This window comes from Undibacterium sp. Ji50W (assembly GCF_049340445.1).
Lineage (GTDB): Bacteria > Pseudomonadota > Gammaproteobacteria > Burkholderiales > Burkholderiaceae_D > Undibacterium.
This window is the reverse complement of the sequence record NZ_JBMPOX010000008.1, coordinates 68,440-92,074: the sequence shown is the minus strand read 5'-3', so window position 1 is coordinate 92,074 and position 23,635 is coordinate 68,440. Positions and strand designations below refer to the sequence as shown.

General features: G+C 51.6%; 22 protein-coding genes. 8 read left to right on the top strand and 14 right to left on the bottom strand.

Going from position 1 to position 23,635, the window contains the following annotated elements:
- Window position 1 precedes the first annotated feature (1 nt).
- Window positions 2–196: a hypothetical protein gene (locus ACO0K9_RS13715; protein ID WP_422985783.1), complete on the bottom strand. Its 195-nt coding sequence runs from the start codon at window positions 194–196 to the stop codon at window positions 2–4.
- A 95-nt stretch (window positions 197–291) separates the two neighbouring features.
- Window positions 292–531: a hypothetical protein gene (locus ACO0K9_RS13710; protein WP_422985781.1), complete on the bottom strand. Its 240-nt coding sequence runs from the start codon at window positions 529–531 to the stop codon at window positions 292–294.
- On the opposite strand from ACO0K9_RS13710, the gene argP reads away from it, so the two are divergent.
- Window positions 530–1,432 (top strand): HTH-type transcriptional regulator ArgP, encoded by a 903-nt coding sequence (gene argP, locus ACO0K9_RS13705; protein WP_422985779.1) that lies wholly within the window; start codon window positions 530–532, stop codon window positions 1,430–1,432. The genes ACO0K9_RS13710 and argP overlap by 2 nt on opposite strands.
- On the opposite strand, the gene ACO0K9_RS13700 is transcribed toward argP, so the two are convergent.
- Both ACO0K9_RS13700 and ACO0K9_RS13695 read right to left on the bottom strand, forming a co-directional pair.
- Window positions 1,418–2,743, bottom strand: coding sequence for a diguanylate cyclase (locus ACO0K9_RS13700; RefSeq protein WP_422985777.1), 1,326 nt, complete (start codon window positions 2,741–2,743; stop codon window positions 1,418–1,420). The two genes, argP and ACO0K9_RS13700, sit on opposite strands and share 15 nt — an antisense overlap.
- Window positions 2,744–2,752: 9 nt before the next feature.
- Complete coding sequence (locus tag ACO0K9_RS13695) at window positions 2,753–3,796, bottom strand: ABC transporter substrate-binding protein (RefSeq protein WP_422985776.1); 1,044 nt, start codon at window positions 3,794–3,796, stop codon at window positions 2,753–2,755.
- 522 nt (window positions 3,797–4,318) lie between these two features.
- Here ACO0K9_RS13695 and groES point away from each other — a divergent pair.
- The gene (gene groES, locus ACO0K9_RS13690; protein ID WP_110257032.1) at window positions 4,319–4,609 is read left to right on the top strand and encodes a co-chaperone GroES; all 291 of its coding nucleotides are present in this window, start codon (window positions 4,319–4,321) and stop codon (window positions 4,607–4,609) included.
- A gap of 41 nt (window positions 4,610–4,650) precedes the next feature.
- Complete coding sequence (gene groL, locus ACO0K9_RS13685; protein WP_422985774.1) at window positions 4,651–6,303, top strand: chaperonin GroEL; 1,653 nt, start codon at window positions 4,651–4,653, stop codon at window positions 6,301–6,303.
- Window positions 6,304–6,438: 135 nt separating this feature from the next.
- Here the strand turns inward: groL and ACO0K9_RS13680 are convergent, their stop codons facing one another.
- Window positions 6,439–6,636 carry a hypothetical protein gene (locus ACO0K9_RS13680; RefSeq protein ID WP_422985772.1) on the bottom strand — a complete coding sequence of 66 codons (198 nt, stop codon included), beginning with the start codon at window positions 6,634–6,636 and terminating at the stop codon, window positions 6,439–6,441.
- On the opposite strand from ACO0K9_RS13680, the gene ACO0K9_RS13675 reads away from it, so the two are divergent.
- Window positions 6,635–8,617 carry an OPT family oligopeptide transporter gene (locus ACO0K9_RS13675; RefSeq protein WP_422985770.1) on the top strand — a complete coding sequence of 661 codons (1,983 nt, stop codon included), beginning with the start codon at window positions 6,635–6,637 and terminating at the stop codon, window positions 8,615–8,617. The genes ACO0K9_RS13680 and ACO0K9_RS13675 overlap by 2 nt on opposite strands.
- 45 nt (window positions 8,618–8,662) lie before the next feature.
- On the opposite strand, the gene ACO0K9_RS13670 is transcribed toward ACO0K9_RS13675, so the two are convergent.
- Window positions 8,663–9,295: a tRNA-uridine aminocarboxypropyltransferase gene (locus ACO0K9_RS13670; protein ID WP_422985768.1), complete on the bottom strand. Its 633-nt coding sequence runs from the start codon at window positions 9,293–9,295 to the stop codon at window positions 8,663–8,665.
- A 111-nt stretch (window positions 9,296–9,406) separates the two neighbouring features.
- Here ACO0K9_RS13670 and ACO0K9_RS13665 point away from each other — a divergent pair, with 111 nt between their 5' ends.
- Window positions 9,407–10,669 (top strand): hypothetical protein, encoded by a 1,263-nt coding sequence (locus ACO0K9_RS13665; protein ID WP_422985766.1) that lies wholly within the window; start codon window positions 9,407–9,409, stop codon window positions 10,667–10,669.
- Between the two features lie 15 nt (window positions 10,670–10,684).
- On the opposite strand, the gene ACO0K9_RS13660 is transcribed toward ACO0K9_RS13665, so the two are convergent.
- From ACO0K9_RS13660 to ACO0K9_RS13640, 5 genes are all read right to left on the bottom strand, one after another.
- The gene (locus ACO0K9_RS13660; protein ID WP_422985764.1) at window positions 10,685–11,740 is read right to left on the bottom strand and encodes a rhomboid family intramembrane serine protease; all 1,056 of its coding nucleotides are present in this window, start codon (window positions 11,738–11,740) and stop codon (window positions 10,685–10,687) included.
- Between the two features lie 52 nt (window positions 11,741–11,792).
- Window positions 11,793–13,271 (bottom strand): radical SAM protein, encoded by a 1,479-nt coding sequence (locus tag ACO0K9_RS13655; RefSeq protein WP_422985762.1) that lies wholly within the window; start codon window positions 13,269–13,271, stop codon window positions 11,793–11,795.
- Window positions 13,272–13,376: 105 nt separating this feature from the next.
- On the bottom strand, window positions 13,377–14,141 hold the full coding sequence (locus ACO0K9_RS13650) for a prolipoprotein diacylglyceryl transferase family protein (RefSeq protein ID WP_422985760.1): 765 nt from the start codon (window positions 14,139–14,141) through the stop codon (window positions 13,377–13,379).
- Window positions 14,142–14,235: 94 nt separating this feature from the next.
- Window positions 14,236–14,451, bottom strand: coding sequence for a hypothetical protein (locus ACO0K9_RS13645; protein ID WP_422985758.1), 216 nt, complete (start codon window positions 14,449–14,451; stop codon window positions 14,236–14,238).
- Window positions 14,452–14,616: 165 nt separating this feature from the next.
- Window positions 14,617–16,650: a TonB family protein gene (locus ACO0K9_RS13640; RefSeq protein ID WP_422985756.1), complete on the bottom strand. Its 2,034-nt coding sequence runs from the start codon at window positions 16,648–16,650 to the stop codon at window positions 14,617–14,619.
- A 332-nt stretch (window positions 16,651–16,982) separates the two neighbouring features.
- Here ACO0K9_RS13640 and ACO0K9_RS13635 point away from each other — a divergent pair, with 332 nt between their 5' ends.
- Together ACO0K9_RS13635 and ACO0K9_RS13630 are read left to right on the top strand one after the other, a co-directional pair.
- Complete coding sequence (locus ACO0K9_RS13635) at window positions 16,983–17,576, top strand: hypothetical protein (RefSeq protein WP_422985754.1); 594 nt, start codon at window positions 16,983–16,985, stop codon at window positions 17,574–17,576.
- Between the two features lie 149 nt (window positions 17,577–17,725).
- On the top strand, window positions 17,726–18,664 hold the full coding sequence (locus ACO0K9_RS13630; RefSeq protein WP_422985752.1) for a 4-hydroxyproline epimerase: 939 nt from the start codon (window positions 17,726–17,728) through the stop codon (window positions 18,662–18,664).
- Between the two features lie 47 nt (window positions 18,665–18,711).
- Here ACO0K9_RS13630 and ACO0K9_RS13625 read toward each other — a convergent pair whose 3' ends face one another.
- Window positions 18,712–19,557, bottom strand: a complete 846-nt coding sequence (locus tag ACO0K9_RS13625; RefSeq protein WP_422985750.1) for a helix-turn-helix domain-containing protein — start codon at window positions 19,555–19,557, stop codon at window positions 18,712–18,714.
- 366 nt (window positions 19,558–19,923) lie between these two features.
- Between ACO0K9_RS13625 and ACO0K9_RS13620 the strand changes: the two genes are divergently transcribed.
- A complete protein-coding gene (locus ACO0K9_RS13620; RefSeq protein WP_186947439.1) occupies window positions 19,924–20,592 on the top strand; it encodes a GntR family transcriptional regulator in 669 nt (222 codons plus the stop codon).
- Window positions 20,593–20,594: 2 nt separating this feature from the next.
- On the opposite strand, the gene trxB is transcribed toward ACO0K9_RS13620, so the two are convergent.
- On the bottom strand, window positions 20,595–21,590 hold the full coding sequence (gene trxB, locus ACO0K9_RS13615; protein WP_422985748.1) for a thioredoxin-disulfide reductase: 996 nt from the start codon (window positions 21,588–21,590) through the stop codon (window positions 20,595–20,597).
- 26 nt (window positions 21,591–21,616) lie between these two features.
- Window positions 21,617–23,521 (bottom strand): protein-disulfide reductase DsbD, encoded by a 1,905-nt coding sequence (gene dsbD, locus ACO0K9_RS13610; RefSeq protein ID WP_422985746.1) that lies wholly within the window; start codon window positions 23,519–23,521, stop codon window positions 21,617–21,619.
- Window positions 23,522–23,635: the final 114 nt, after the last annotated feature.

The window sequence follows — 23,635 nt, the reverse complement described above, 5'->3', positions numbered from 1 at the left end:
GCTAGCTATTGATCATGCCACCTATGCCCGCCACACCTGCCAGTATCAGCAATATTTCACAGGCAATACAAATCATCACCGTCAGCCCCACATGCTGACGACGCAGCCCCATGCGCAAGACATGCGCATTTTGTGAACCAATTGCCATGATCAGCCCGGCACTCATGCCCATGCCCTTGAGTATAAAAGTCAACATTCTCTTGCTCCTGTTTGTTTCATGTTTGTTCCATGCTGGAATTCTGGGCAAGAAAGGCATTAAAATGAAGTTAATTTAAAATATTTACGAATTCATTAAAATTTCTTAACTTCAATTAAAAACTTGATTTGAAACTCCTTGAGTAAAATTAACGTATTGGCATCAAATACAATGATTTCCTTCTCTTTGCTCTGTGGTGTAGCAAGGAATTCGAACAACATGTTGTTCGCTTGCGGAACGATGATTTTTTGCAAAAAATCATTCCTTCCTCCGTGCCTCTGTGTTGAGAGGTCTTTACCAGAAATCCCCAAAGCCCATAAATAAAACACCGCCATGCAACCCCGACTCGACAGCCGCCAATGCGAAGCCTTCCTCAGCGTGATTGACCACGGCAGTCTGGAACAGGCGGCGCAAGCCCTGAACCTGACCAGCTCGGCCATTTCCCAGCGCATCAAGGCATTGGAAATGGAATTGGGGAACACCTTGCTGGTACGCAGCCGCCCCTGCCGTGCCACCCATGCCGGGCAAAGGCTGGTGCAACACTTGCGCCGGGTGGCCGAGCTTGAACAGGATTTGCAAACAGAATTCGCCGGGCAGCAAAGCGCGGCCATCCGCATTGCGATTGCCGTCAATGCAGATAGCCTGGACAGCTGGTTTCTGCCTGCCATGTCAGAATTTTTGATCGCAGAAAACATCCTGCTCGAAGTGCTGATCGATGATCAGGACCATACCCATGATCTGCTGGAAAGTGGCATGGTACTCGGCTGTATCTCTGCCGAAGTGCAAGCCATGCGTGGTTGCCAGGCGACGCCACTGGGCATCATGCGTTATCTGCCGGTTGCCAGCCAGGCTTATTGTGAACGCTGGTTTCCACATGGGATGACGCGTGAAGCCATGCGCCATGCACCGGTGCTGACCTTCAATCGCAAAGACAAATTGCAGTCACAAATATTGCTGGAGCATTTCGGCCTGCAAGAAAATGCCTGCCCGACCCATTTTTTACCTGCCACCACACCATACAACCGTGGCATTCTGTTGGGGCTGGCCTGGGGCGTCATTCCGGAGATAATGCTGCGTACCCTGCCGGGGCAGGAAAACCTGGTCCGGCTGATGCCGGAACATCCGGTCGATGTCAATCTGTACTGGCATAGCTGGAAGGTGCAGACACCGAGGTTGACGCGCATGTCTGAGCTGTTGATACGGCAGGCAAGAACCGTACTGTTACAGCTCGCTTAGGGTAGCGGGATGGATTTCTGGAACGATGCGCTGATCATTCCTGTCATCCCTGTCATCCCTGTCATCCCTGTCATCCCTGGGCTGGACCTGATTGCGCCCATGTGATTTGGAAAAATACAGCCATTGATCAGCACGGTGAACCAGGGTTTCAACGGTATCCCCCGCGCGCAGTTCGGCCACCCCAAAACTGGCTGTGATGTGCAGGCTGTAGCCATCGGCCAAGCTGATCGCCATCAGTTCTACTTGTTCGCGAATGCGGGTGGCGGCGTCGATAGCGGCTTTCAACCCGGTTTCTGGCAGTATGATCATGAATTCTTCGCCACCATAACGGACTACCCAGTCCACCTCGGCCCGCAATTCCTTTTCAAGACTTTGCGCAAAGCTCACCAGGACCTTGTCGCCGACAGCATGGCCATACTGGTCATTCACATTCTTGAAAAAATCAATGTCGCAAAACACCACGCACAAATCACGGCCATAACGCACTGCCCTTTGTATTTCAGCCGGCATGCGTTCATTGAACAGCAGGCGGTTATAACATCCTGTCAGGCCATCGGTGATGGATAATTGCTTCAGCGTCTGCATGGCTGTTTCCAGTTGCCTGGTGCGCTCTGATACCAGCGCATCCTGGTTGGCGATGTGCTTTTCTATACTGCTCTGCATGGTATGGAAGCCATCCACGACCAGGTCAATTTCGTTGTACACATGGCCAGGCTCAAGCTCTAATTCCAGCCTGGTGGAAATTTTATTCGCCTGCAGGTTTTTGACGAAATCAGCCAGTTGACGCATGGGGCGTTCCAGGTCGCGCCGTAAAATCGCAGCGACTGCCAAAAAAATAAAAATCGACAACACCAGCACACCCAGCACCACGATAATCAGGCTGCGCCATAGTTCATTTTTCAGCATGCTTCTGTCAACCACAAACTCGGCAGTACCAACTGGTTTTGCAGCGTCAATCGGTGACGGAATATCAAACATAATATGCTCGCCATTTGGGGTACGACTGGCATCACCACCGATAAATTCCTGACCGGTATTGGCGCGTATCACCACATACGCGATCGAGGTATTTTTGAGTATCAGCTTGATCTGTTTTTGTATGGTCTGTGGCTCAATATCCCAGATGGCAACTGACAGCAAAGGCAGATGCGCATGCGCCACATCATTCACCGTCATGTTGAAATTATGCTCTATCGCCCGATAATTCAGCCAGGCCTGCAAGCCGCTGATCGCCACCACGCACAAAATCACCCACTTGAAGACACGGCGTATCAACAAGCTGGCGATGGATTGTAAGGGTGTGACGTTCATTTGAATGAGCTACTTATTTTCCAATAATTGGCGAAAACTGAAATTATATTTTTTCACTGCAGGGTTTAAGACCTTGCTGAATTTTTTGAAATCCACGCGTGAGAAATTCATGTCGCCAAACATGCCCTCGAAACGGCGCGCCTCTTCTGGCGTAAATAAAATAAACATGGAACGTTCCAGTTCCAGTCCTTCCTTGATAAAATCCTTGCCATGATGATAGTCATACAACATCACCAGGCTAAAAGCCCCGGCAATGAAGTGGCCACCGGACAAGGCCGTCAGCGACCCTGATTCCAGTGCCGCCAGTGCCTCGGACGAGGTATTGATGGCGCTGAAACCGGCATCAAGCCCCGGCTTGCCGCCACGCGCACGCCAGCTTTCCATCGCACCGAATGCCATCAGGTCGCTGCCCGTCCAGACCAGCCGCGTCTGCGGATAACGCTGATACAGCCACACACTTTGCTCCTGCGCCTTGACCCTGCTCCATTCACCATACACCACCTGATCCAGCACCACATCTTTGGCTTCCGCTACCGCCCGGCGCATGCCTTCGGTACGTTTATATGACGTAGTGGTGGCACGGTCACCAGCTATCGCCAGCAAATGCAACTTGCCGTCAGCGGCCATCCATTTTTCAGCACGCCCACGTTCTATCAGTTTGCCTGCGGTGACATACCCGGCCTCTTCGGCCATAGGTTCCAGGCTGCCCAACCAGTGTTTATGGATCTGGCGCGGGTGACCAACTATGTCCCGTTCGCTCGGCTTGGTAATGCCACTGTAGGCAAAGAAAGTCTTGATACTGGCTGCATCCAGTATACGCACTACTTCTGGCCCCATGCCATAATCATTCGTCAGCACAACATAATCGGGACGTTTTGCAGCCGGACGGGCTGCAATCTGCCTGGCAAATTCCAAAGGTTTAAGATGATCGCGCTCGGCATACAAGACTTCCAGCTTGATACCCAGGCTGCCGGCGGCTGCAGCCATACTGTTGGTCGCAGTGACCCAATAGATTTCATCTGATTTTCCGGGGTTCAGGAAAGTGACCGACATAGCCAATGCTGAAGCAGGCAACCCCATCGCAACAACACAGCAGAACGCTGCACAAAACCGTAACCACCACATCTCACTGCCTCCGCGCACCCGGTCTGCCAGGCTGATTCAGCCGCACTGCTCATTTGCCCCACAGGCATCAAGCATGTGCACCGGTTTTAGTTATCCAGGCGATTTGCCCGCCACGTGCACCGGTAGCCTAAACATTTCGCTTAATTTATAGGCAGTATTTTCGATGATTTACTGCAACAAAAGCACCAGCGTTACAAAAACTCACATTTTCTATGCGGCAATATTTCAATGATGCAACTAAATTAATTATCTAAAGTGCATTTAAATGCATGGTTTTGACATTATAAATGCATGATTTCTAAGGAAATTTTAATTTAGTCCATTTTCCAGTCTTGAAAAGCATAGAGCTCGCCCATATACTTAGCACTCGTTGGGAGAGAGTGCTAACAAGTCTCTCCCCAGCTTAATTGAATTCCAATAGTAATTACTCGCAAATTTAAAGGAGCTTGTATGAACCTTCGTCCCCTGCACGATCGCCTGATCGTGAAACGCCTGGATCAAGAAACAAAAACCGCATCCGGTATCGTTCTGCCTGACGCCGCTGCTGAAAAGCCAGATCAAGGTGAAGTACTGGCTGTTGGTCCTGGCAAACTGCTGGACAACGGTACTGTGCGCGCCCTGGACGTTAAAGTTGGCGACCGCGTTTTGTTCGGTAAATATTCTGGTCAGGCTGTCAAAGTTGACGGCAACGAAGTTCTGGTGATGCGTGAAGAAGATATCTTCGCGGTCGTACAGAAGTAATCGGCATCCACGATATCAATTAAAGAATTCGGAGAATTAATATGGCAGCTAAACAAGTAATTTTTGGTGATGACGCCCGTGCGAAAATCGTCAATGGTGTCAACATCCTGGCAAACGCAGTAAAAGTCACCCTGGGCCCTAAAGGCCGTAACGTTGTTCTGGAACGCTCTTTCGGCGCACCCACAGTAACCAAAGACGGTGTCTCGGTTGCTAAAGAGATCGAACTGAAAGACAGGCTGGAAAACATGGGTGCGCAACTGGTGAAAGAAGTGGCTTCCCGCACTTCTGACAACGCCGGTGACGGTACAACCACAGCGACTGTTCTGGCACAAGCCATCGTTCGCGAAGGTTTCAAATATGTAGCAGCTGGCTTCAACCCAACTGACTTGAAACGCGGTATCGACAAAGCGGTAACAGCCATCGTTGCTGAAATCAAAACACTGTCCAAGCCAACCACTACCAACAAAGAAATCGCTCAAGTTGGTTCCATCTCTGCCAACTCTGATGCCAACATCGGGGACATCATTGCCAAAGCAATGGACAAAGTCGGCAAAGAAGGCGTGATCACTGTTGAAGACGGCAAATCCCTGGACAACGAACTCGACATCGTTGAAGGTATGCAGTTTGACCGTGGCTATCTGTCACCCTACTTCATCAACAATCCAGAAAAACAATCTGTTATCCTGGAAAACCCGTTCGTCCTGTTGTTCGACAAAAAAATCTCGAACATCCGTGACTTGTTGCCAATACTGGAACAAGTTGCAAAATCCGGTCGCCCACTGCTGATCATCGCTGAAGATGTAGACGGCGAAGCGCTGGCTACTCTGGTTGTCAACAACATCCGTGGCATCCTGAAAACTGCTGCTGTTAAAGCACCAGGCTTCGGCGACCGTCGCAAAGCCATGCTGGAAGACATCGCTATCCTGACCGGTGGTCAAGTGATTGCTGAAGAAGTTGGCCTGACTCTGGAAAAAGCAACGCTGGCTGATCTGGGCCAAGCTAAACGTATCGAAATCGGTAAAGAAAACACGACCGTTATCGATGGCGCTGGCCAGGCTGTTGGTATCGAAGCACGCGTTAAACAAATCCGCGCGCAAATCGAAGAAGCAACTTCTGACTACGACCGTGAAAAACTGCAAGAACGCGTTGCCAAACTGGCAGGCGGTGTTGCTGTGATCAAGGTTGGTGCTGCAACTGAAGTTGAAATGAAAGAGAAAAAAGCCCGCGTTGAAGATGCTCTGCACGCAACTCGCGCTGCCGTAGAAGAAGGCGTTGTTCCTGGCGGTGGCGTTGCCCTGCTGCGCGCACGTCAAGCTGCTGGCGACATCAAAGGTGACAATGCGGATCAAGAAGCCGGTATCAAACTGGTTCTGAAAGCAATCGAAGCACCTTTGCGTGAAATCGTAGCTAACGCCGGTGGCGAACCTAGTGTTGTTGTGAACGCCATCATCAATGGCAAAGGCAACTACGGCTTCAACGCTGCCAATGACACCTACGGTGACATGATAGAAATGGGTATCCTGGACCCAGCCAAAGTAACACGCTCTGCATTGCAAAATGCAGCATCTGTTGCCGGCCTGATCCTGACTACCGATGCACTGGTTGCTGAATTGCCTGACGACAAAGCAGGCGGCGGCATGGGTGGTGATATGGGTGGCATGGGCGGTATGGGTGGTATGGGCGGCATGATGTAATAGCTACTGCGCTACTCCCACGGAGTCGCATTGCTCAAAAGCCCCGCAACGCAAGTTGCGGGGCTTTTTGTTATTAGTTTTGATCTACCTATCCAGCGCCACGATGTAGATTGAATGGCAAACAAATTTCCCCCTTCAAAACAATTCAACAAACTTTTTCTTTCGGCGCTTGACAGAAAACATCTGCGGCTTGGATACTGCCGCACCTGAAAGAAAATTTTCATATTGAAGAGCCAGTGTTTCAAATTTGCAATGATCTTGTGAATAAGCAGCACTTGCCAGCGGCTGATATTCAAGCATATCAATTCCGACAACCTGTTTTGGAGACAACATGGCGCTGCAACAATTAAGCGACGAGCAGATCCGGACCTGGACTCGCGCCCAAAAGGACGAGTGGTGGTTCACCAATATTTACCGTGGCGACATGGCACAGCTGACCATACGCTCGGCATTCACCGGTTTTCTGCTGGGCGGCATCTTGTCGGCCACCGCTTTATATATTGGTGCCAAAACTGGTATCACCATCGGTGTTGGCCTGACATCCGTCATTCTGGCATTTGCGATTTTCAAGATACTCGCCAACCTGGGTATCGCCAAGGATTTCACCATCCTCGAAAACAACTGCACGCAATCCATCGCCACTGCGGCCGGTTACATGACGATGCCGCTCAATACCGTGCTGTCCGCCTATATGCTGATCAGCGGCACCGTGGTCACCTGGTGGCACCTGGTGGTGTGGATGAGCGTCTGCTCCATCCTGGGTGTGCTGGTTGCCTTCCCCATGAAGCGCCGCTTCATCAATGAAGACCAACTGCCCTTCCCCGAAGGCCGTGCCTGTGGCGTGGTGCTGGACGCCGTGTATACCGGCGAAGCCGCCAGCGGCATGTACAAGGCACGCCTGATGGCCTTTACCGCCATGTGGACAGCGATATACCAGATGCTCACCAGCGATGGCTGGATGAAGCTGATCCAGTTCAAAATCCTGCGCATGGATAAATGGACCAGCATGACCGAAGCCTGGCATTTCCAGGAACGCATCGATCACTACTATTACACCGCCGCCGTCAAATATGATTTGCTGATCCCCAAAATCCTTGGCACAGATTTCCGTGCTTTGGGTCTGCGCCTGACCCTCGATGCCGCCATGCTGGGCGTCGGTGGCCTGATGGGCATACGTGTCGCCAGCAGCGTCTTACTGGGTACCATCATCAACTTCGTGTTCCTGGCGCCATGGATGATACAGCGCGGCGACATCATTGAACGGATAGCACCGAGTGGCAAGATCGTACCTATCTCGCGTACGGAAATCGTCAACCAGTGGGGCTTGTGGTGGGCGGTGTCGATGATGGTGGTGGCATCCTTCATCAGCCTGGCTGCCAAGCCCGAACTGTTCACCAGCATCTTCAAAAAGGCAGACAAGAATAAAGTCGCCGACAAGGGCAGCAACATCCTGGACCATATCGAAGTGCCGCTCATCATTTCCTATATCGGCATCCCCATCTTCAGTGTACTGGCGGCCTGGACCACGCATGCCTTCTTTGGCGTGCCATGGTTTATGTCCATCATCACCCTGCCGCTGGTATTCATCCTCACCATCATCTGCGCCAATGCAATGGCACTGACATCCTGGACACCCACCAGCACCCTGTCAAAAATCACCCAGTTCAGCATGGGCGCGATTGACAGTGCCAACCCGGCCAACAACCTGATCCCTGCCGGCATGACGGCAGAAGTAGCGTCGAATGCATCCAACCTGCTGTCTGACATCAAACCCGGTTACATGCTGGGTGCCAAACCAAGACAACAAGCCATAGGCCATATCATCGGTATCTTCTCTGGCGGACTGGCTTGCGTACCCTTGTACTTCCTGCTGTTCTTGCCGCCTGATGCAAATGGCATACGCTCCACCGCCACCATCGTGTCCGACAAGTTTGCCTTCCCTGGTGCGATGCAATGGAAAGGCGTGGCAGAACTGATCGCCAAAGGCTTCAGCAGCCTGCCATCCTCTGCCATTACCGCCATTATCGTGGCGGCAGTCGCTGCCACCATCATCGAAGTCGCGCGCATCTTCACCAAGGGCCGCTTCCCGCTGTCCGCCGTCTCCATCGGCCTGGGCGTCATCCTGCCACCAGAATCCTGCCTGGCCATGTGGATAGGTGCCGCCATCTTCTGGTGGATGGGCCGCCGCCATACGCAAGCCGGTACCAAGGGACATGATTTCTGGGTAGAGGGATGTGAACCTATCTGCGCTGGTTTGATTTCTGGTGCTGCATTGATAGGTATAGGGAATGCGATTATCAATGTGCTGATTTGATGCGGTCCTGAAACTTTGAGCCCCGCTTTTCGCGGGGCTCTGCCTTTAAGGATTTATCTGCAGCGGTCTGAACCCCATCTGCTGCCCCACAAACCCGTCAAAGGCCCGCAACAGCGGCAAATACTTCCCCTCATCCTGCTCAAGCTGCATCAGCGCATAACAAACCGCCTCCAGCGTCGATAACTGATCCGGTGCATGCGCCTTGCGTATGCGGTAGTGGGAGGCTGGCATGTCTTGCAGGCTAAAACGTGGCAGTTGTTGCAGTAGTGGATTCAGGTATAGCATCTTGCGACTTTTACGCCAGGTGGCGTCGAGTATCACCAGCCGCAGATTGCATGGCACCTGTCCCTGCAACACAAACTCTGGTGCTTCATACCGCAAGTCATCTGCATCATTTTGCGTGGTGGATGGGTATAGCAAGACGGGTAGTTGATTGCCTGCATGCAGCAGGGATTGCAGCTGCTGTTCTTCAAATTGTTCCCCTTCTACCAGACTGGCCATCTGCAGGCAAAGATGCAGCAGGCGAGCGCTGCCCTTGGCATTGTTCACTTCCAGCGGGTGCTGCAAGATCAGCACAGCCGGGACATTGGCAATACTTGTTACCCATTGGCAAATACAGGCAGTGACAGGTCTGCGGCACTGCGGGCAGAGGCTACGTTTGGTGGGTGGATTCAGCATGTCAACATTGTGAAGGATTGTTATTTTATCAGCAAGCCCAGGGCGGTTTAAGCCCGGCAGTGATGGCTTCGTCTATCATGAACGGATACCTTGATGCTTTCTACCCTCTTTATGAAAATTCCTCTTTTACTGGCCACCGGCCTACTGCTTGTGACCAGTGCCTGCGGCGGTGGCGGTGGTTCCACGGCAGCAACGACAAGCACTACCACCACTACAGGAACAACGACCGGTACAACCACAGGCACGACCACGGGTACAACGACCGGTACGACCACGGGTACGACGACAGGTACCACCACTGGCACAACGACTGGCACGACTGTCGCCACGCTAGAGAAAAAAGCTGCAGCCCTGGTAGTCAAACTGGGCAAGCCCTCACGCTTCCTGGTGGGGCTGGGTACGACAGAGCTGGCCGATATCCAGAAACAGGCTATTACCCCCGACATTTATGATCAATACCTGGTGGGCGTGGGCGATGGGTCCTGGCCGACCTGGAACAGCCCTTCTGGTGCCTATGTGCAGATCGTCGCCAAAAATGCCGATGCCTTGGGGGCAGTGCCCATGTTCACGCTGTATCAGATGGCCAGCAATGGGGACGGTAACCTGAGCGGCCTGAGCAATACCACCTTCATGAAAAATTACTGGAACAATGTGCGCCTGCTATTCCAGCAATTGAAGACTTATGGCAAACCCGCGCTGGTGAATTTTGAGCCTGATTTTTGGGGTTATACCCAAAGGGCATCCAATAATGCGGACCCGTCGACCGTATTTGCGCTGGTGAATATTGATGCTGATTGCAGCACGCTGCAAAACAGCGTGACCGGCATCGCCCAATGCCTGATGCAAATCGCCAGGAAATATGCGCCGAATGCCTATGTCGGTTTCCCGCCCGCGCTGTTTGGTGACCTGCACACCACGGCCTTGTCGTATATGCAGAAACTGGGGGCAGACAAAGCTGATTTTATCGTCATGCAAACCCTGGACCGGGATGCCGGCTGTTTTGAAAATACCCCACAGGTTTCGTATTGCACACGCCTGGATACCCCCTGGTACTGGGATGAAGCGAATATTACTTCACCCAATTTCAAGGAACATTTTGCGCTGGCCAAAACCTATTACCAGGGCCTGCAATTGCCGGTCTTGTGGTGGCAGACACCACTGGGCGTACCCTCCAGCCAGTTTGGATCAGCCCTGAAATGGCGCGATAACCGCGTGCGCTATTTCCTCACGCATACCAGCGAGATGGTGGCAGTCGGCGGCATCGGTGCGGTGTTCAGCCCCGGTGAAGTCAACCAGACCAATATCAATACCGATGGCGGTCAGTTCAAGACTTATTCATCCAGCTATCTGGCAAAACCAACTGCCCTGCCCTGATCAACGATGCGGGAGTCAGGGCACTGGTGTTGCCCTCCCCTGTATCATCTTGCGTATGGACTCAAGCGTCGTGGCAAATGCTCCCGCGACATCAGGTCTTGCATTATCTGATAATAATCTGGCGGCAGGAACCAATCCAAAAATCACCAGGGGTGCGTCGGCAGTCACCAGCACCAGCGTTCGGCTATCGCCATCATCGATGGCTGCCCATCCCAGACCAGTCTCTTGCACCAGTGCGTCAGCAAAAACAATTTCCAGCGCATCTTGTTCATGCTGTGGCCGCTCAGCAAGTAGCTTTTGATTCAATATCGCGTCGATGATGTTGAGCTTACCGGCGACGGTATCAAATTTATGCCTGGCATCGGGCAGATAGTGTTCCCTCACCCACGACCTTTGCGCTTCAATTTTCAAGATATCTGCAGACGACAGATAGACCAGGTTTTGTTTTTTGGATAAATTGATATTCTCTGGCGCTTTCGCCACTTTCGTCGTATCAATCAACCGGGTTTCAAGATAAGCCCAGACTACCCCCACCAGAAGGCCCGCCAGATGCGCCCAGTTTGCAATAGGGCCTAATAATCCGGTCCAGCACAGGACCAGCCAGGCCAGCATCATGTGCACGGTTTCCTTGCGCATGCCGGAATTAAAACTTTTATCGAATCGCCCACGTATCCACATATAGCCAAACAAGCCATACACGACACCAGACATGCCACCAAAAAACGGGCTTTGCGAAACAACATACTGCGCGAGATTGGACACCACTGCGGTAGCAGCTACAAAGCCTATATAAAATCTTGCGCCTTTTTCCCTGTCAATCCGACGTCCCAAATCCCACACCCACAACATATTGAAAATAATATGCATCACGTTGAAGTGGATAAATATGGGAGTAATCAGGCGCCAAATCTGTCCCGACAACACGTCAGACAAACCAGGATGATCAGGGTCGGCAATAAACAGAATTCGCAAAAATTCTTCCGACTCACCCAGATGGGATAACAGGGCAACCACAACACAGATGCCGATCAATGCGATTGAGGTAATGGAATACGGTTTTAATTTTTGCATCGTGTATTTTCAAAAAAACGGAAATTATTGTCAGCCCACAAGCAATATGTGCTCAACTAATATCTGCGACCGGAATATACTTAAATTTCAATTTTCCAGGCAACCTGTCAAGACTTTGCCGTTTAATGCTGCTGCGTATTTCTTGCAGGTGGCTAGGTTCTCTGTATAGTAAGTTATAACTCTCAAATGGAATCATCCTTCCATCGGGTAGAGCAAAATGTATGCATGACTTTTTCAGTGCGCGGACATCAAGTGAATAAGCATCCATGAATTGAACTATCAATACGCGGAACACGTTGTCATATTTGAGGTTTTGTGGCGCAGAAATCAATGGCAGGCAACACATCAACTCAGACAGGCAATTTGCCTGCGACTCAGGAGAATGATTTGTGGAGAAAAGTTTAAATATCTGATCCTTCATTCCATTCTTTAAATTTTCATCCCGCTCAAAGACGATAGTATTTCCGCTTCCTTCAACCAGTGACTGCGGATCAAGATAGCGCGTCAACGGGACCGTCTTCTCTTCAGTTTTCAGTGCATACGCCATTGCCAGTGTGTCCGGGTTGCAAGGTACCGGCACAATATCTTTCAGGCTAAATACACTGCATTGCTCCGATATTTTCCTACGGATTTCCGATACTGTTAATCGATGCAGACGTGCATCATAGTTCTCAACACGTCCTGCATCCTGTATCGGTTGCAAGGTGACACCGCGTACACATTTCTGCGTAAGGGCGAAGTTGATGATGTCACCTATCTCGTCATCATTTAAACCTTTTTTTAAGGTCACAACCAGGGTGGTCGACAGGTTTAAGGCATTTAAATTCTCTAACGCCTGCTGCCGTATGCGACGCAAGTCGGCACCCCGAAGTGCCTTATGCACTTCTGCACGAAAGGAATCAAACTGTAAGTACACTTCAATACCCGGTGCATAAGTAGCAAGCCTTTCGACAAAAGCCGTATCTTGTGCCAAAACTATGCCATTGGTGTTGATCATTACATGCTTGATCGGGCGCTTCTTTACCTCGTCAAGAATTTCCCAAAATTGTGGATGCAAAGTTGGCTCACCACCTGACAATTGCATGACGTCTGCTTCGCCTTCGTTGGCGACGACCGCATCCAGCATAAGAACAATTTCAGCAAGCGTTTTGTGCTGTTCGCGATGTGTACCACTCTCGGCATAACAGACAGGGCAATTCAAATTGCAATTGTCTGTGATTTCGACTATGGACAGGCAAGAATGCTGCATGTGATCGGGGCATAAGCCGCAATCGTATGGGCAGCCATATTCCATGCTGGTATTAAATATTTTTGGCATTTCGGGATGCTTAACGAATACTTCGCGACACAATCTGTAGTATTCAACGTCATCACTGACAAGGACACGTTCAGTTCCATGTGCGCTACACCATTTATCCATAAAGACTTTATCGTCCTTGAAGATAATTTTTGCTTCTACCGGATGCAAACAGGTAGAACAAACAGAGCTTGTCGTGTCATAAAAAAGGTAAGGTCGACTTTTCCGGGTCATCTTGTTTTCTTCCTTTATTATTCAGTACCTGGTTGATTTTTAATCTTCACACTGGACCATACTTGCCAATATCTGCATTTGTATTCGAAAAACTTGGTCCAATGCTTACTCTGCTGTTTTTATCAACTTCAACTTGGATAACTGACGCACAAGCAAAGGCAGGTAAATAACAAGTGCTAAGGCACACAATAGTTGTATGCCGCTAAGGTATGCAAAGTAATAGTAGGGCGCAGGCTTTATGCTGTCGGCGAACAATCGCCATATCAGATAGCCAGCTAAATACAACTTGAACATAAGTCCAGCCTGCGCTTGCAGAATCGGACGAAATCGCAATAAATAACCACCCCATGCCAAAACAAAAAGCATGTCATAAATTTGAGTTGGATGTCGTTCAATGCCGTCACCAAAATCTATACCCCATGGTAACGAAGTCGCATTTCCGTAAGTACCATCATTCAGGCCTGCAAGCAAACAACCGACACGGCCAATGACTGTACCAATCATCAAAGGTAATACAAAATTATCGCCTGTCGACTGTGTTTGACTGAGAATGACTTTTGCAATTTCGACGCCCAACAAGCCTCCGAGCAAGCCACCAACGATAGACTGCCCTGAAATCAGGCTGTTGAGGTTGGAAGAAACAGCGTTCAGAAGCTGTGGATATTCCATCCAGAATGCAGCCTTGTTGCCAATTGCCGCACCTGATATACAGCCAATAATGACTCCATAATGTCCGGGGGAGAGCATACCCGATTGCCGCTGCCCCACTCTTTGCAGGCGATAAACTTGTACACCGACGGCGATGGCAAGCCATTCAAAAACAAAATGGATTGCATGGGCGGTGTCCGCAGAAAATACGTAAAACTTCATTGTGCGTATCAATCAGACGAGATGTCTGGAAACCTTAGCAGGCTTATCTGCATAGGAATTAATGAGTGAACAGAGAAAAGAAAAATGCCAAACCTTAATTTGATTCCTGGTCTTTTTTCATTGAAGAAGAAATTTTCTCGACCAATTTGTATAAAAGAATGCAGATGGCCAGGCCGACGACACCCAAGCCAAGTGCCATCAAATTAATAGAAATCAAGCCCACTGTTACGCCAAATAAGCCACAGGCACCAAAACCGACCACAAGTACGAAACAGACAAGAATCAGTAGAACACGAAAGATGTTTTTCATCATTGCCACCTTCATACCAGAAACATTTCCAAAATTACATCATAACGTATTTTCTTGCCAATATCTATGAAAACACATGGCACAGCGCTGCGTGCCGGTATTTCGACATACATTCCGACAAGTACATCAACGCTTTATAGATGGTAAATGTTCTGTTATCTACGCCTAGCGCAACTCTTCAATAATCCTCAACTTCTCATCAAAATTCCAGATGCGACGAATTTCTATGACGTCGTAGCGGGCCGCGATATTGGGCGGGAAGGCGGCGTATTTGGCGTTCAGGCGGATGATTCGGCGGGCGGCCTCGTCGATATCAGCACGTCCGCTGGAGCGGTTGATGGTGATGTCTTCTATGCTGCCGTCGCTGCGTATGGAAACGGTCACTACCGGGTCGCCACGGGCGCGGTCTTTGGATACTTGTGAATAGTTCAGATTGCCATTGCGCTCGATTTTCTGTTTCCAGCTATCGATGTACAGCTGCACCGGCACGTCTTTGTCCATGCTGCCAAACACGCTGCGGCGGCGTGGTTTATCTTCGCTATTACTGCTGGCTGCGGGTGGTGATCCACGTAACAGATCCAGGCCGCGTGCCTGTTCGCGCGCGCGGTTGGCCAGGTCACTGCCCAACAAACTCTTCGGTAATACAAAGGCACCTGCCTTGTCACCGTTCGATGTGCTGCCGCCAGGATTGCTGCCACTGGCATTGGCGTTGGGGCCTGTGCTTTGTCCCTGGTTCTGGTTGGCTGCGGCGGCATTGGCGGCGGAAGTAGCGGCAGCATTTGCGGCTGCGGCGTTGGCGGCTGCATTCGCGGCTGCTGTTGCTGCTGCGGCAGCGTTAGCAGCGGCCAGCTTGGTAGCGGCGGCTTGCGCCAGTTCACGCTCGCCCTGTTCGGCGGCGACCTGTTCGGCACGCTGGCGGGCCTGTTCTTCGGTTTTTTGACGGGCGGCCAGTTCTTCTGTTCTCTGTTTTGCCAGTTGTTCTTCGGCCTTGGTTTTGGCTAGCTGTTCATCCGCCTGTTTTTGCCGGGCCACTGCGGCTTGCTGGCGCTGTTCTTCCTGCTTGCGCGCTTCCATTGCCAGTTGTTGTTCACGGGCTTGCTGTTCGCGCTGCTGCTGTTCTCGCAGTTGTTGTTCTTTTTGCGCTTGCAACTGCTGGGCTGCCTTAGCTGCTTGATCTGCTTGCGTGGCCTGGGCCAGTTGTACTTGCTGGCGCTGCTCTTCCTGTTGCTTTTGTTCGACCTGGCGTTTTTGCTCTGCCAGTTTTACTTCTTCAGCACGGGCAGCGTCTTGTTGCGCACGGCGGTTCTGTTCCTCTGCTTCCAGCTGTTTTTGCAAAGCCAGTGCAGCCGCCAGTTGACGCGTTGCTTCATCGGCCTGTTTGCGATTGTCTTCATCCAGTTGTTTGGCCAGTTGCTGGTTCTGCTTGGTCGCATCGGCTGCATTTTGCTGGGCCAGTTCTTCAACTTGCTTGCGCATCTTTTCTTCACGCAGTTTGCGTTTCTTTTCTTGCTCGGCTGCGCGGGCAATTTTTTCCTGTTCCTGCTCCTGGTCTATGCCTTCCTGCGTCATGTCATCGAACTGTTTTTTGGGTTCGGTTTCAGCTTCTGCTTTTTTGGGGATTTCATCCGGATTGGGTATGGCCACGACAAAGCTGTCGTCATGAAAGGCGTCCTGGGTGATCAGGCGCGGTACATCCGGTGCCTGTACCTTGCGGGTTTTTGCTACGGGTGGTGCTGCATCTGTGGTGTTTTTCTTGCTGGCACGCTGCTTGTTAGCCGCTTTGGCCGGCACAAGGGCTGGCACTGGTGCAGCTTTTTGCGGCGCCACCAGTTGTATGCCAGCTACTGCCTGCTTGCTTTCATTGCGCTCGGTCGCTGTCACTGGCGGCACAGGTGCCGGTGGTGTCGCTGACGGAACCGTAGGCAAAGGCGGAGCGACCGGAGCCGAAGCAAGCGCTGAACTGACGGGATTGACCGGACTGGCTGGCGGATTGTCAGCCGGGGCCGGGGCCGATGGTGCTACCGGATTGGCAATTTGTATGCTGATGGCAGGCGTTTCTGCCCTGCGCTTGTTCCATGGGGCTTCCAGCTCGGGCAAACCAAGGCCAGGCAAACCAAATTGGAGTGAGAGCACAAATGCATGTATCAATAGCGAGATGATCAAACCGCCGGTCAGGCGTTTTTTGATCTCCTCAGGCATCGTGTGCTCATTTTTGTTTGGAAACAGATTCATGCAACAAGTATAAAAATTCCTTCAGTCTGCCGGGATTATCGCACGGCAAATTTACGACCCCTACTTTACCATCTGTCAGCCGGGCTGAGGATGATATATTCTTTGACCAACGCTAGCATGAACATCTGGTAAACCCGGCTTCTTTACACGCCAGGATGGCTGAAGTTGCTATCGTTTCGTCAATGCTTACAGAACTGGTTCGAAAACACCGTAATCAAGAAAAAACGCAAGAAAAAGCGCCAGAAGTAGCGCAAGAATAAACTCAACAAGAAATTCAAAATACGCAAAAGGAAACCGCTATGAACTTCAAATCCGTCATATTTGCTTTTTGTGCATTATTTTTTGTCACAGCCCCTATCCAGGCAGAAGTGGTCAATGTCAGTCCCAACGGCTTTCTGATACGACATGAAGTACAGTTGAATGTTCCCGCTGAACAAGCCTATGAGCTGATGGTAAACCAGGTAAGCCTGTGGTGGAACCCATCTCACACTTATTCACAGAATGCGAAAAACCTGAGCATCGATGCGCGCCCCGGTGGCTGCTTTTGCGAAAAACTGCCAAATGGTGGCGGTGTGCAGCATTTGAGCGTGGTGTTTGTCGCCCCCGGCAAAACCCTGCGCATGACAGGTGCTTTGGGCCCGATGCAAGGGTCCGGCCTGGCGGGCAGCATGACCTGGGATTTCAGTGCCATTAAACCCGCAAAAGCGATCGCAGGAGCCGCAACAGAAGCGTCAGCAGACACCAGCAAAGCCGTCAGCAAGCTAGTGCTAACGTATAGCGTCGGCGGTTACATGTTAGGTGGCTTTGACAAAATGGCACCGGGCGCCGACGGCATGCTGGCTGAGCAGGTGGGTCGTTATAAAAACCTGGTGAATACAGGTAAGCCGGATTAATTCGCCAGTGTTTGCAGTGTTTGTATTGTGCTGATTTCGTCACAGCCGGTTTGATTTCATGTCAAGACAATGGCGACGTGCATACACTATGCTGAAGGCTGCTTATCCTCTATTACGGCACTATTGCGCCACTATCCCTGCAAAACGACATGAAGAAAATAATAGTCATAGATTCTCATACCGGCGGCGAACCTACCCGCATCATCGTCGATGGTGGACCGGATCTGGGGCTAGGCAGCATGGCCGAACGTCTACATGTCTTTCGCGCGCAGTTTGATCATTACCGCCGGGCGACTGTGTGTGAACCACGCGGTTCGGATGTCATCGTCGGCGCACTGGCCTGCACACCACAAGACCCTTCCTGTACCGCGGCGGTCATCTTCTTCAATAACGTCGCTTACCTTGGCATGTGCGGTCACGGCATGATAGGTTTCATTGTCACGCTGGCACATCAGGGCAGGATAGGCACAGGCAAGCACCGCATAGAAACTCCGGTGGGCATTGTCGAGGCAGAACTGCATGCAGACCACAGCGTGACGGTGCACAATGTAGCGTCCTATCGCTATCGTCAAGCCGTACAGGTGGATATAGCTGGCCATGGCCTGGTCACAGGTGATATTGCCTGGGGCGGTAACTGGTTTTTCCTCATCAATCAGCATGGACAAAACCTGCTGCTGGACAATGTCGATGTGCTGACCGACTTTAGCTGGCGTGTCAGGACAGCGCTGGAAGCCAATTACATCACTGGCGACGGTGGCGCGCTGATAGATCACATAGAATTATTCGGCGCACCTGCCTCTGCAGAAAATCACAGCCGCAACTTTGTACTTTGCCCCGGCAAGGCCTATGACCGTTCACCTTGCGGCACAGGCACCAGTGCCAAACTGGCCTGTCTGGCGGCGGATGGCAAACTGGCAGAGGGCCAGGTCTGGCGTCAGGAAAGCATCATCGGCAGCGTGTTTGAAGCATCTTACCGTATTGCGTCTGACGGCAAGCTGTTACCCAGTCTGCGCGGCAGTGCCTTTGTCAATGCAGAAGCCAGCCTGCTGCTGGATGAACGCGATCCTTTTGTGTGGGGCATACGCTAAGCCAATCACTAGACTAATCGCCAGGCCAATGCAACTTGTTGCATGCATCATCCCCTATGCACCACATCCCGGTAATCACTGGGGGTCATCCCTACTGTCGCCTTGAAGATACGCGAAAACGCACTGTGGTCCTGATAACCACAGGCAACGGCGACATCGGTAATGCTCAGCGTGGATTCTGCCAGCATGCTGGATGCGGCGTCCAGGCGTATCTTGACCATCATCTGGCGTGGTGTCAGTGAAAATATCTTGTGGAAATTACGTTCCAGCTGGGCCACTGACAAACCGGTCAACTGCACCAGGTCTGCTATGGCAACCGTCTGCGTATAATTTTGATGTAAATGTTTGACCGCGGCGGCAATTTTGGCATACACGGGGTGGCGCTGATCCGGCATGGCCAGGTCGCGTGATATGCCGGTCATGCCAACGATCTGGTGACGTGCATCGCGTAGCGGGATTTTTTGGGTCAGGCACCAGCCGGGTGAACGGTTCGGATACAAATGCAGTTCCAACTGGTCATGAATTTCTTTTTTGCCGCCCAATACTAGCGCATCTTGCGCTGCATAGCTGGCAGCCAGTGAAGCGGGAAACAGCTGCTCTGCCCGTTTGCCTAACAAAGCTTGCTTGTCACGCATACCGCAACGCCGCACCAGGGTATGGTTCACCACCAGATAGCGCCCTTCCAGGTCTTTGACAAAAAACACGATGTCGGACAGCACATCGAACAAGGCTTCAGAAAAAAATACATTCGCCAACTGGCTGGCCAATTGCTGGCGTTTTTCCTGTGCAGGAAAAGCAGATGCATGCAGTGTCAATTGATCACTCCACAGTAAAGCAGGATGTACCCAAAACCATCTGGCTGGCACTGCCAGCAACACTAACCAGCAAGGCATGCGCCACGATGTATTTTGTGTAATCCAAAATAGAAAAGACATTCACTATAAAGCCTGGCAGTGCTGCCAAGGTATTTGACGCCGACTTGAAACAACTTCACTTTAAATATATTAATATTATATTTAAAAAATGAAGCATAGCGTAAAACCCGGCACACCAAGCATAAGTATGCTGATTTCTACATAAATTATGGGAAAATCTCCACAACGCAAGGCAAATTCGTGCAAATGGATATATTCCAATATGATAAAAATCGTTAATTCACACAGGAAAACACGCAGAATTTGATAACAACCCTTTTTTACAAGGTAAAATTCGTATTCAAATAGGTAAAATCCATACAAAATACAGAACATGGATATCTGATGCTTGCTACTTCTGAAAAAATTCTGACTTTCACTCCCAAGCTGCGCGCAGCCGACGTGGCTTATGACGCCATCGAAAGTATGATCGTCACGCTGCAACTGAAACCGGGGTCACCGGTGGTGGAATCCGAACTGGTGGAAAGAACTGGCCTGGGGCGCACGCCATTGCGCGAAGCCCTGATGCGCATGTCATCGAATGGCCTGATTTTGCAAATGCCGCGCCGTGGTTTGATCATCAGCGATATTGAGGCGGCCGAGCACATGACGCTGATAGAAACCCGCCGCGTCATCGAACGCCTGATTGCCGCCAGCGCCGCCCGTCGCGCCACGCCACAACATCGCAAAGACATCATAGAATGCGCCGATAAAATGCTGGTTGCCGCCAAGCGCAATGACTTGAATGACTACATGGCCGCCGACCAGGCACTGGACCATGTGGTGCATGAAGCCTGCCGCAACCCGTCTGCAGTGTCTGCCGTGGTCCCGCTGATCATCAAGTGCCGCCGCTTCTGGTATGCCTTCCAGCACGAAGGCGATATCGAAGAAGGCGCGCGCTGCCATATGCTGGTCGCCAAAGCGATTGCAAAAGGCAATGAGGAACAGTCAGCCAAGGCGGCTGACGGTCTGATGGATTATCTCGAATCCTTCGCACGCAAAGTCATCGGCTAAATTTATTGTTCCAAAAAGCGCTGCGCATCCAGCGCTGCCATGCAACCGGTGCCGGCACTGGTGATCGCCTGGCGATACACATGATCCTGCACATCACCGGCAGCAAACACGCCAGGCACATTGGTGGCGGTTGCCATGCCTTCGGTACCGGTACGGGTCTTGATGTAGCCGTTATGCATTTCCAGTTGGCCTTCAAAAATGCTGGTGTTAGGCTTGTGACCAATCGCGATGAAAACACCGTGCACGGTAATGGGTGTCACCGTGCCATTGGCTGCCTTGACCTTGATACCGGTCACGCCAGATGCATCTCCAACCACTTCATCCAGTGTGTGGTTCCATTTGACTTCGATCTTGCCTTCGGCCACTTTGGCCATCAAACGGTCGATCAGGATGGCTTCGGCACGGAACTTTTCACGACGATGAATCACCGTCACCTTGCTTGCAATATTTGACAGGTACAGCGCTTCTTCCACCGCCGTATTACCACCACCCACCACCGCCACTTCTTTACCGCGATAGAAAAAACCATCACAGGTAGCGCAGGCAGATACACCCTTGCCCATGAAGGCTTGCTCAGACGGCAGGCCCAGGTATTGGGCAGATGCGCCGGTGGCGATAATCAATGAATCACAAGTGTATTGCGCCTGGTCACCAATCAGGCGTATCGGTTTTTCATCCAGCTTGGCGGTGTGGATGTAATCAAAAATGATCTCGGTATTGAAGCGTTCTGCATGTTGCAGGAAACGCTGCATCAGCTCCGGGCCTTGTACGCCCATGGGGTCGGCAGGCCAGTTTTCCACGTCCGTGGTCGTCATCAGTTGGCCGCCTTGCTCGACCCCGGTGATCAGCACCGGTTTCAGGTTGGCACGGGCTGCATACACGGCAGCAGAATAACCCGCGGGGCCAGAGCCAAGAATTAATACATGAGCGTGCTTTGGTGTCGTTGTCGTTGTCGATGTTGGTGTCGATGTTGGTGTCGATGTTGGTGTATTGGTCATGCTACGCAATCTGGAATAAGATGATTTTACAGCGCAAAATGGCGCGACAAATGTTGCACGAAGCGTTCAGGTTCCAGGTAGCCGATGATGCGGCTGTCCGGCACTTCCTTGCCGCTGCGGTCAAACAGGATGATGCCTGGCGGGCCAAACAAGGAAAAACGTTTCATCAGCGCTTTTTCCATATCGCTGTTGGCAGTCACATCCACTTGCAGCAGGCGCACCTGTTTCAGTTGTTCGCTGACCTTGGGTTCGGAGAAGGTGAAACGTTCCATCTCTTTGCAGGACACACACCAGTCGGCATAAAAATCCAGTATCACAGGTGTCTTGGTTGCAGCCAAAGCGGCATCCAGTTCTGCAATGCTTTTGATGCGGGTAAATTTATTTTCCGCATGATTTCCCGATGAACCCGCATCCGCCATCTGCGCAGTATTCGCTACCCCGCGCAAATGGGCCAAAGGTTGCAATACATCCTTGCCATCGCTGGCGGCACCGATGAGTTCAAACAAGCCCAGGAACAGGAAAGTAATGCCCAATGCCTTTGCGACATACGCTCGCAATGCTGCGCCCGCAGGCAATGCGTCAAATACATGCAAAAAGACTGCGCACAGGATCGCAAAACCACCCCAGACCGCCATCATGATCTTCACCGGGAAAACCGGGCTGACCATCCAGATAGCAACGGCAATCAACAACAGACCGAACAGTTTCTTGACCTGGTTCATCCAGGCACCGGCACGTGGCAACAGGCTGCCGGCAGAGATGCCCGTCAACAGCAATGGCACGCTCATGCCTACCGCCATGGAAAACAGCGCCCAGGCACCGATCAATACATTACGGGTCTGGCTGATGTACAGCAAGGCACCGGCCAGCGGCCCGGCCACGCACGGGCCAACAATCAATGCCGACAATGCGCCCATCACAAACACGCCAAGGAACTTGCCGCCGCTGAAATTACCACTGGCCTGGCTCAAACGGCTTTGCAGGCCGCCAGGCAATTGCAATTGATAGACATCAAACATGGACAGCGCCAGACCAAGCAGCAAGGCACCAAAGGTCAGCAAGACCCAGGGCTTTTGCAAAGCCCCTGCCAGGCCTTCACCAGCCAGGCCGGCAGCCACGCCCAGCAAGGTATACACCAGCGCCATGCCCAGGCAATACGCCAGCGCCAGCATGAAACCACGGCCACGCGAGACATTGCCTTCACCCACAATAATCGACGACAAAATCGGCACCATGGGCAGTACACAAGGAGTGAACGACAGCAGCAAACCAAATACCAGGAATGCCATGCCTATGCGCCACAGGCTGCCACTTTGCAAGGTGCGCTGGGCCAGTGAGCTATCGTCTTCCTTGTGGCCAGATTCGCTGGCGGCTGGGGCTGCGGCTGCAATTGGCGCAACTGATGTTGACGACGCTGCTGGCGCAGTTGTTGGCGTAGCTGCTGGCACTGGCGCAGCCTGCTCTACAGGCTGGAGCGATAATTTACCGGGAACCGAGGTATCAACCCGATAGTGTTGTTCTGCCGGTGGATAGCACAGGCCAGCATCGGCACAACCCTGATAACCTACCTTCAATGTAAACACCTGTGCCGCTTTGGTGATGGGTAATTCCACCAGCAGGCGGCCGGCATAGGTTTCCACTTCCTTGTTGAAAGTGGTATCAAATTTGCGTATGCCGTCCGGCAACTTGGGTTCACCCAGGATGACGCCCGCTTCAACTGCATTGAAACTCAGACGCTCACGGTAGAGATGGTAATCCTTGGCTATCGTCCAGGACAGCACCAGGGTTTTCGCATCACGCAGCTCGGCTTGTAACTGGAAAGCCCGTTCCGGGTCCAGGAAATCATCTGCTGCCGCTGCCTGCTGTGATAAACCACACATCAGCAAGAGCAGCAATGCAGAAAACCATTTATAGAAAAAATTATGTTTCATTCAAACTCCCGATTTTTTTGGGGCGATAAACCCATGGGCAAGTTTGCGGATGCAGGATAGTCAGGGCATAGACCGTCCCGCACCACGCAAGGCGCAAGGAAACGGCAATCATCG

Coding starts and splice junctions, on each gene's coding strand:
- ACO0K9_RS13625 (WP_422985750.1), bottom strand. CDS start 19,557: ATGCCTTGCTGGTTAGTGTTGCTGGCAGTGCCAGCCAGATGGTTTTGG.
- ACO0K9_RS13700 (WP_422985777.1), bottom strand. CDS start 2,743: ATGAACGTCACACCCTTACAATCCATCGCCAGCTTGTTGATACGCCGT.
- ACO0K9_RS13635 (WP_422985754.1), top strand. CDS start 16,983: ATGAACTTCAAATCCGTCATATTTGCTTTTTGTGCATTATTTTTTGTC.
- dsbD (WP_422985746.1), bottom strand. CDS start 23,521: ATGAAACATAATTTTTTCTATAAATGGTTTTCTGCATTGCTGCTCTTG.
- groES (WP_110257032.1), top strand. CDS start 4,319: ATGAACCTTCGTCCCCTGCACGATCGCCTGATCGTGAAACGCCTGGAT.
- ACO0K9_RS13640 (WP_422985756.1), bottom strand. CDS start 16,650: ATGCCTGAGGAGATCAAAAAACGCCTGACCGGCGGTTTGATCATCTCG.
- ACO0K9_RS13670 (WP_422985768.1), bottom strand. CDS start 9,295: ATGCTGAATCCACCCACCAAACGTAGCCTCTGCCCGCAGTGCCGCAGA.
- ACO0K9_RS13620 (WP_186947439.1), top strand. CDS start 19,924: ATGCTTGCTACTTCTGAAAAAATTCTGACTTTCACTCCCAAGCTGCGC.
- ACO0K9_RS13645 (WP_422985758.1), bottom strand. CDS start 14,451: ATGAAAAACATCTTTCGTGTTCTACTGATTCTTGTCTGTTTCGTACTT.
- ACO0K9_RS13660 (WP_422985764.1), bottom strand. CDS start 11,740: ATGCAAAAATTAAAACCGTATTCCATTACCTCAATCGCATTGATCGGC.
- ACO0K9_RS13680 (WP_422985772.1), bottom strand. CDS start 6,636: ATGTTGTCTCCAAAACAGGTTGTCGGAATTGATATGCTTGAATATCAG.
- trxB (WP_422985748.1), bottom strand. CDS start 21,590: ATGACCAATACACCAACATCGACACCAACATCGACACCAACATCGACA.
- ACO0K9_RS13675 (WP_422985770.1), top strand. CDS start 6,635: ATGGCGCTGCAACAATTAAGCGACGAGCAGATCCGGACCTGGACTCGC.
- ACO0K9_RS13655 (WP_422985762.1), bottom strand. CDS start 13,271: ATGACCCGGAAAAGTCGACCTTACCTTTTTTATGACACGACAAGCTCT.
- ACO0K9_RS13665 (WP_422985766.1), top strand. CDS start 9,407: ATGAAAATTCCTCTTTTACTGGCCACCGGCCTACTGCTTGTGACCAGT.
- ACO0K9_RS13710 (WP_422985781.1), bottom strand. CDS start 531: ATGGCGGTGTTTTATTTATGGGCTTTGGGGATTTCTGGTAAAGACCTC.
- argP (WP_422985779.1), top strand. CDS start 530: ATGCAACCCCGACTCGACAGCCGCCAATGCGAAGCCTTCCTCAGCGTG.
- ACO0K9_RS13650 (WP_422985760.1), bottom strand. CDS start 14,141: ATGAAGTTTTACGTATTTTCTGCGGACACCGCCCATGCAATCCATTTT.
- ACO0K9_RS13630 (WP_422985752.1), top strand. CDS start 17,726: ATGAAGAAAATAATAGTCATAGATTCTCATACCGGCGGCGAACCTACC.
- groL (WP_422985774.1), top strand. CDS start 4,651: ATGGCAGCTAAACAAGTAATTTTTGGTGATGACGCCCGTGCGAAAATC.
- ACO0K9_RS13695 (WP_422985776.1), bottom strand. CDS start 3,796: ATGTCGGTCACTTTCCTGAACCCCGGAAAATCAGATGAAATCTATTGG.
- ACO0K9_RS13715 (WP_422985783.1), bottom strand. CDS start 196: ATGTTGACTTTTATACTCAAGGGCATGGGCATGAGTGCCGGGCTGATC.